Source organism: Bartonella sp. CM31XJBT (assembly GCF_028618555.1).
Classification (GTDB): domain Bacteria; phylum Pseudomonadota; class Alphaproteobacteria; order Rhizobiales; family Rhizobiaceae; genus Bartonella.
The window spans coordinates 1-7,271 of record NZ_JAQITD010000041.1; the positions used below are offsets into that span (position 1 = coordinate 1).

General features: G+C 43.9%; 6 protein-coding genes and 1 pseudogene. 4 read left to right on the forward strand and 3 right to left on the reverse strand.

What is annotated here, in order from left to right:
• Positions 1 to 478, reverse strand: a pseudogene (locus PVV63_RS09450) (phage tail protein); the annotation flags it as partial.
• 350 nt (positions 479 to 828) lie between these two features.
• Between PVV63_RS09450 and PVV63_RS09455 the strand changes: the two are divergent.
• From PVV63_RS09455 to PVV63_RS09470, 4 genes are all read left to right on the forward strand, one after another.
• On the forward strand, positions 829 to 1,347 hold the full coding sequence (locus tag PVV63_RS09455) for a Rha family transcriptional regulator (RefSeq protein WP_273791634.1): 519 nt from the start codon (positions 829 to 831) through the stop codon (positions 1,345 to 1,347).
• 123 nt (positions 1,348 to 1,470) lie between these two features.
• Positions 1,471 to 1,722 (forward strand): type II toxin-antitoxin system Phd/YefM family antitoxin, encoded by a 252-nt coding sequence (locus PVV63_RS09460; protein WP_273791635.1) that lies wholly within the window; start codon positions 1,471 to 1,473, stop codon positions 1,720 to 1,722.
• Positions 1,723 to 1,840: 118 nt separating this feature from the next.
• Positions 1,841 to 2,119, forward strand: coding sequence for a type II toxin-antitoxin system RelE/ParE family toxin (locus PVV63_RS09465; protein ID WP_273791636.1), 279 nt, complete (start codon positions 1,841 to 1,843; stop codon positions 2,117 to 2,119).
• A gap of 17 nt (positions 2,120 to 2,136) precedes the next feature.
• On the forward strand, positions 2,137 to 2,424 hold the full coding sequence (locus PVV63_RS09470; RefSeq protein WP_120101694.1) for a HigA family addiction module antitoxin: 288 nt from the start codon (positions 2,137 to 2,139) through the stop codon (positions 2,422 to 2,424).
• 89 nt (positions 2,425 to 2,513) lie between these two features.
• On the opposite strand, the gene PVV63_RS09475 is transcribed toward PVV63_RS09470, so the two are convergent.
• Together PVV63_RS09475 and PVV63_RS09480 are read right to left on the reverse strand one after the other, a co-directional pair.
• On the reverse strand, positions 2,514 to 3,899 hold the full coding sequence (locus PVV63_RS09475) for a Bgr_08870 family protein (RefSeq protein WP_273791637.1): 1,386 nt from the start codon (positions 3,897 to 3,899) through the stop codon (positions 2,514 to 2,516).
• Between the two features lie 13 nt (positions 3,900 to 3,912).
• Positions 3,913 to 7,271: DUF4815 domain-containing protein (locus PVV63_RS09480; RefSeq protein WP_273791638.1), on the reverse strand; the 3,359-nt coding region annotated here is incomplete at its 5' end.

The window sequence follows — 7,271 nt, forward strand, 5'->3', positions numbered from 1 at the left end:
GGTTGGCAGTTGCACCAGTTCCATTCTCTTCACTATTCACACTGGAAGGGCGTTGATGTGTAAAGCCTGGAGCGATGAGAATGCGTGGTGTTTGTCCCACAATGGATTGCGCTCCAATCAAAGCATGAACACCTTCATAAGCGCCATTTGCATTCACACCACCCAGAATATTGGTGAGTGTTGCATTTTCGTTGTCACCCTCGTGCACGCGTACGACAACAACAATGGCTCCTACTTGTTTAAAAATAAGATCAAGGGCATTGGGTAAGGTACCTTGACGCTTACCCGTTTTATCCAGTTTTGCAGCTTGTGAAAGAGAGCCTGCTACCAAAACCGGTGTGTTGAGAGGGAATGCTCGGTCATCGGCATCGGGTGCTGTGCCAACAATCCCGATAACTGCCGATTGTACCGCGCGAAGGGGGCGGGTGCCGTCGTCAACCTCAACGACTTCAACACCGTGTAAAAAACCTGTTGCCATTTTATACTCCTTTAAATGGTTGGCTAATGAAATGAATGGGAAAAATTAGAGGTGGAAGCCGTTCTGACGAGCGACTTGACAAAAACTTTAAAACCGTTAGATTCATACAAAGGTGCTTCAAAAACATCTTAAAACAACAAGCGGATTGGTTACCGAAACAGTCTTTTTCCGTGCATTGAATGCTTTGACTCGTTATATGCGCATAGCGTATAATAATGTTATCGGGTGTAGTTACGCTATAAAATACCCTTATGGGGAAAGCATAACGACGGACTTACTACCGTGTTTTCTAGCACCCGATACCCCTCTAGGGCGTCAATAGAAAACAACTAAATAGTAAGGAGTTCATTATGAACAATCTAGTAACAATCAACAATGATGGTATTGCTGTCACAACCTCTTTAAAAATTGCCGGTGGTGTGGGGAATAGCCACGCTACAGTTATAAAGTTGGTACGTCAAAACATTGAAGACCTTGAAGAATTTGGAAGGGTTGGATTTGAAATCTCACCCTTTGGGACCAAAGGCGGAAGACAGAAAAGAGTAATTGCTATTCTCAACGAACCACAAGCCACTCTACTCATGACCTATATGCGTAACAATGATACGGTGCGTGCATTCAAAAAAGCCCTCGTCAAAGCTTTCTATGATTTAAAAAACCAATTAATTGATAATGATCGTGATACACGCTTTGATTTTCCAAGCAACTGGGATGAAATGGGACCTACTGAAAAAGCTGTTTATATTTATGGACCGCTTCACATGCATCTTGTTAAAGCCTTTACATTAGCAGAAGAGAGCAAACATTATAAAACGCTTGTTGAAGAAGCCAAGCGAGTTTTAGTAAGCCCTGTTGTAAAAGTAGCTTAAGTTAAAAACATGATTTTATCTCCTCGTCTTTGAGGCGGGGAGGTAGTTAATGCCGTAAAATATCTTTACATAATACATATTCTACGTATAATACGTATTATACATTAAAGATAGGATGTGCATATGAAAAAATATAGTTTTACAGATGTAAACCGCGGGGCAGGCGATATTTTAGACGAGGCTATGTCTACACCTGTAGCTTTAACAAAGCGAGGGCGTGAAAAAATCATTATGCTTCCTGTTGATTTATATAATGAATTAGTAAAATCTCGTTCTGGTGCACAATCTTTTGTTTATGCAGATGCACCGCAAAATATATTAGACGATTTAGATCGTGGTTTAGATGACATTTTGAATAGTGATGAATATGTTTAAAGCGGGGGATGTTGTTCGATATTATTATTTATGGCACGAACAAGCGCAAAAAGGTGAACATTCAGGACGTAAAGCGCGTCCTTCTTGTATTTGGTAACGATACACGATATAGTGCATTATGATTTTAGGATTTAAACATAAAGGGCTCGAAGCTTTCTACAACACTGGTACGACAAAAGGCATTCAATCAGCTCACACTCAAAAGTTAAGGCGTATTCTCGGTGCTCTTGATGTAGCTATATCACCAAATGATTTGAATTATCCGTCCTTTCGATTACATCCTCTAAAAGGTGATCTTAAGGGCTATTGGTCAATTACTGTAAATGGAAATTGGCGCGTAATATTTCGTTTTATTGGTATAGATGTCGAATTGGTCGATTACCTAGATTATCCTTAAATAAGGAGAACTAAAAAATGATGAAAAATCCTCCACATCCCGGTGAACTCTTGCGTGAAGACGTAATCGCAGAGCTTGGTTTATCTGTTAGTGAAACAGCCGAACGGCTTGGTATGTCTCGTGTCGCATTTTCTAGGGTTTTAAATGGGAAAGCTGCACTTAGTCCCAATCTCGCTATTAGGCTTGAAATGGCTGGTGTGAGTACTGCACGTGCTTGGTTAGCTATGCAGGCAAATTATGATTTAGCACAAGCTCTAAAACATAAACAACCTAAAATACATCCTCTTTTCACGAGTTCTTGTTAGTGCTGTTCTATCGTATTGAGATGCTTTTTTTAAAGGTGCTATTATAACTTAAACTTGCTCGTCTTTCTTTTGTGATCGTTCACAACCATTTAATCTTTCCATAATCTTATGAGGACAGCGCCATCAGCTCCAGCACCGCTTGGAGAGGAATCTCCATGAGAACCTGCTCCACCACCCCCAAAGCCGCGCCCTGCTTTTCCCGAACTATAGGAACCTTTGCCGACTCCTCCAGAGCCACCACGTGATGTATCACCTCCAGCATCGCCTCCATTACCGCTTGTTTTACTCGTAATTCCATTCGTTCCAGCATAACCATTTCCGCCTTTGGCAATTCCTGGATGTTCATCCGTTGCTAAACCAAAGTTTCCACCTGTTCCTCCAGCACCGCCATCGCCTGAATAGTAGGTAGTCGTACCACCACCAAATCCCGTGTGAGATTGATAGGCAGAAGCACCCCCACCACCATGTCCCCCTGTAGCAGTCATGAAATTTTTACCAACAACTGTTGTTCCTCCAGAATTTCCTGTCGCACTGCGTGATGTAACAGAAACTCCTCCTTTTCCAATCAAAATATCTTGATGACCGTTTAAACTGGCTTTATAGCCATACCACACGGAACAACCGCCTCCTCCGCCTCCTCCTCCTAATCTTGGTGTATCCGCTCCACCACCACTACCCCCACCACCCCAAGCTTGGATTTCGACTTTGGTTTTATCCGTTACCCAATCGGGCCATTGAATTTTGCCATCTTGCGTATAGAGCAATTCAGCATCAGCAAGAGCCGGCCAATTCGTGATTTTATCGATCAAATCTTTTTTAAGACTCTTTATTTGTGCCAAAATGGCGGCATCCACTTGCGCCTTCGTATAAACAACATCACCATCGATTTTAAGTGGTCCTTTAAGCGAGCTTCCGTTTGTGTTTAAATTGGTAACCACTTTGCCATTATAGATAAGGTTAAACGACGAATTACCCAACAGTTCTAAGCCACCACTCATAGTGATTTTGCTGGTAAATTTATTATAACTTTGCCATTCATTTGGGCTTGTGAGGTGCCCATAGCTTGTGAGATCTTCATTGATCTTGGCTCTAAAATCGTCAAGCCCCACGATATCTTCGGTTTTATGTTGATGTGCGCCTAATAGAGAGACAGCACTGCCAAAAGTGAAGTGATTGTTGCTTGCTTTGTAGAGAACATAATTGTTGGCTGCATCTTGTGCACCCTCGATATCACCTAAATCTTTTAAAGTGAAAGTTTTATCCGCTGCCATCTTGCCCTTCAAGGCTGCTTCAAGATCTGCAACATCACTTATTGTGTGCGTGTGTTTTAAAGGCGCTTTTCCCTCTACCTTTTCCTCAACATCTGCAATGGCTTGATCAATTTTGGTCAAGTTTTCGCGCAAGATTGGGAATTCAGAACTGATAAAACGACCTTCTTTAGGCAATTCCATGTCGAGTTTTTTCGTTTTTGTCATCTCTGTTCTCCCATCACAATATACCGGCACCAAAATCACTCACCATGGACCGCGCTGCTGGTCCACCGGTAAGGGTGAGTTTGAGGCGCGCTTGTTTGGCGCCTTTATCACCACTGATAAATTTGCGCTCTGTCCAAAGGGGCTCGGATAACTGCTCTGTTTCCTCTAATGTGAGAGGAACAAAAGCACCATCATCCAACTGCATCTCACAAGTGAAGGTTGCACCGCCTGGTAAAAATGTTTTGATATAGCTGGTTAACCTTGCCTTTTCCCCAAAGGCAAAAGCACGGGTGACATAAGTGGCTTCCTTATGAATCTTCCCCGCAATCAATTGCACAGGCGCAAACAAAACAGGTGAGAGCTTTTCTGTCCCTTTGAGAATGGCGCGAAGCTTTATCTTTTCACTGATATATTCAGTAAGACTGAGTAATTGAAAGGGAAGAAGTTGATAAACCGTGCCATTGTTTCTTTCAATTTCAAAGATGACAGAACAATCGCTTGAAGGCAATTCAATGGCTGCGCGTATTTGCAAATCAGAGCAGTCAACAAGGTCAAAAGTGCCAAGATCAATGGTTTTTTCTGTTTGTGTGTAGCGTGCCGCCAGCACTCGAAAGGCTAAAGCCTCATCTTGATGAGCGGTCCAGCTCCTAGCATTGACAGAAGAAAAGCGTGGACCGGTCACGTAAGGGTGGCTTGAAACGTATCTCTGGTGTTCTGCATCAAAATCTCCAAGCTTTGCCAGTGAGACAGAATGATCAGCATCATCGGTTTTAATGATAAAAGCAGTGAGACGGTCATTAGGGACTAACAAGGGGACATCATAGCGTGCCCCAGCCCAACCTAGCTTTGCCTCCTTCATAGAATAAAAGCTTTGCGCTTGAATATCGGCGGTCGGATAACCATTTTCAGTGATGACCAAATCAATCACCAGATCATGGTTCTGATTGCCGATTTTGCAAAGATGAAAGTCAATACCGGTGATTTGCCGTGTTTCATCGGGGGTAAAGACTTGCGCTTGTGGATCGTCTTGTTCCCATATCTTCACCGTGGTGGTACGCCGCATCACTTTCACATCAATCACACCTTGACCGGTAAAAAGCCCTGTTGCAATTGTTCCACCTTTTCCCCGTGCCACAACATTTTTTGTGCCAGCCGTAATATTTTGTGGAATCGTGAAAGTGCCCTCAAGGGTGCCTTGTCTATCGGCAACAAGGCGGCTCGCTGGCAAGACATCCACACCATCAAAGGTGAGGCTTTCTAAGATTTCCCCTTTGCCAAAACCTTCAATTTTAAAGGAAAGGGTAATTTGTCTTAAAAAGTCGGTTTGTTCTTGATGTGTGTTGATGAAATTATCGCTTACTTCTGTTCTACGTATGGTACTGCCGCGATGTTTTCCCATGATGATCTGATTGGTGACACCAGAGAGCCAATCAGTGCGCTGTTTATGCCAGAAGTCTGTCGCGGGTGTGAGGGTTACTGTACCAGGCAGGGGTGAAAAATTTTGATAGGGATTGATTTTTTCGCAAGCAGTTGTCAACTCTTGCGCAATGATCACTTCATTTGTCCAGTCAAGCGTAACAGGCGCTTTTAAAGGAGCAGTGTAAAAGGTTGGGTCAATGGCGAGCTGTAAAATGCCATTGCCTACAGCCCCCGTTTGTTGAAAGCCTTCATCTCTGTAACTATCATCAAGAAAAGGGTCTGCAAACATACCTTTTTTTGCGACAGGTTCTTTAGAGTCCACATTGCTTTTAATGCGCTCTAATTGCATCAACCGGTCAAGCGAAAGCACACGTTGAAAATAGCGCCACATCTCATCATAGGGGGCAACACGCGTGCCATCATTGACCACAACCGGCGTTTCAAGCCAATTGTTGGTGATCGTTGCAAGGGACAACACATCATCAGGAACACTTGGTGCCATAGGTTGGTCTGATGAAATGCCTTTGATGTAAACTACATTGCCTTGTGTATCCAGTCCTATACGGTCAATGCGGGGCAATTTGTAAGTGTAACTGACAATAATATCACCACCTTGCGCCCCACCTGAGACAGTGATTTCCTGCGCTGTTACTTTATCAGCGGTGATTTTTGCGCGGTAACGATATGTCACCTGATAGGTGCTTCCCACTAAAGGTTCATCTCCCACGGGTGCCCAATCAATGGAGTCTCCGGTTTTTTTAAAATCTGTTCCTTCTTTAAATTCCTTGCTTCCTTGAACGACTTTGATAAAAGAAATGATGCTTTTATCAGGAACACCATCACGCCCTGAAGCAATTGCACCACGGGTTAGTGTGACAGTTTTTTCTTTTGTAAGCAAAAGAGAATGAATATCGGCAATGGGAGCATAATAGGGTTTAAAGGTAAAGCTTGTTTTCCCTTTTTGGGGTGCAAAGATATGCGTTTCTTCGGGAGTAGCATGCCCGTAAGCAGCAAGGTCGGTGATGTCATGACCAGCATCTATGGTGATGTTACCACCAGCTAGAATGACGCCAGACCTAACGTGAATGTCAGAAGTGGCGGCGGTGATCGGACCACGAGAAACGGTGTGGTAGTCAGCAGAATCAGCCTGAATGTTAGATTTAGAGCTTATTTCGCTTTTTTTTTGCGAAAAGGTATATTTTTCTTTGGTATCAGTAATATAGCGGAAGATGTCAGAACCAGCTTGAATGTTAGATTTAGAGCTTGCCCCCTCTTTTGGGGGCGCAAAAATATGCGTTTCGCTTGGAACAACGCTTGTCGAAAAATCCTCTGGCTCTGCATGGCGCAAGGCGGCAAGGCGTTTGCGTTTAAAGCCATTGATATTGGCTTCTCCTTCTTGAATACTAAACACTTGGCAACCATTATTTGCTCCCAATGCGCTCACACGGCAGCCACTCACGATATAATGCCCATGGGCGCGGTCGTACGTCGCAATAGCTTGCATGGCGGGTTCAAGCAGTGATGGGGATTTTTGATCAATCAGAACACCATCTTGCAAGATATAAACGGGAAAGAAAGCCCCTTGCTGCTCATCCTCTTTTAGTGCCCAAACAAGCTGTGCTGTTTCGCGTGCGGCACCAGGTTCTCCTTCTGCCAAGGTGCCAGGGACTTGCCCCAATAGCTCTGGATCATCTTCGTGTGTTATCCATTTTTTTTGCAGCTTCACACCAATTTCCAAGCGTCCAATCATGGCAACATTGTTGAGTACAGCTTCAGAGACTGGGAAGATATCACCAGCAATATAAATCTTGCCATCCGTTAAAGTGACGGTCCTTGTCTCTTTGTTGACAAAAGCATCAGCCCGTTCAACGCGGTCTCCTTCTTGTGCCACAAGGCGCCCCAAGCGGTCATGCCGCCCCCTGATGATGGTTTGAACCTCATTGAGTTCACCCG

Bases quoted from the DNA above. Each gene is read 5' to 3' on its own strand.
- PVV63_RS09455 (WP_273791634.1), top strand. From the start codon at position 829: ATGAACAATCTAGTAACAATCAACAATGATGGTATTGCTGTCACAACC.
- PVV63_RS09460 (WP_273791635.1), top strand. From the start codon at position 1,471: ATGAAAAAATATAGTTTTACAGATGTAAACCGCGGGGCAGGCGATATT.
- PVV63_RS09465 (WP_273791636.1), top strand. From the start codon at position 1,841: ATGATTTTAGGATTTAAACATAAAGGGCTCGAAGCTTTCTACAACACT.
- PVV63_RS09470 (WP_120101694.1), top strand. From the start codon at position 2,137: ATGATGAAAAATCCTCCACATCCCGGTGAACTCTTGCGTGAAGACGTA.
- PVV63_RS09475 (WP_273791637.1), bottom strand. From the start codon at position 3,899: ATGACAAAAACGAAAAAACTCGACATGGAATTGCCTAAAGAAGGTCGT.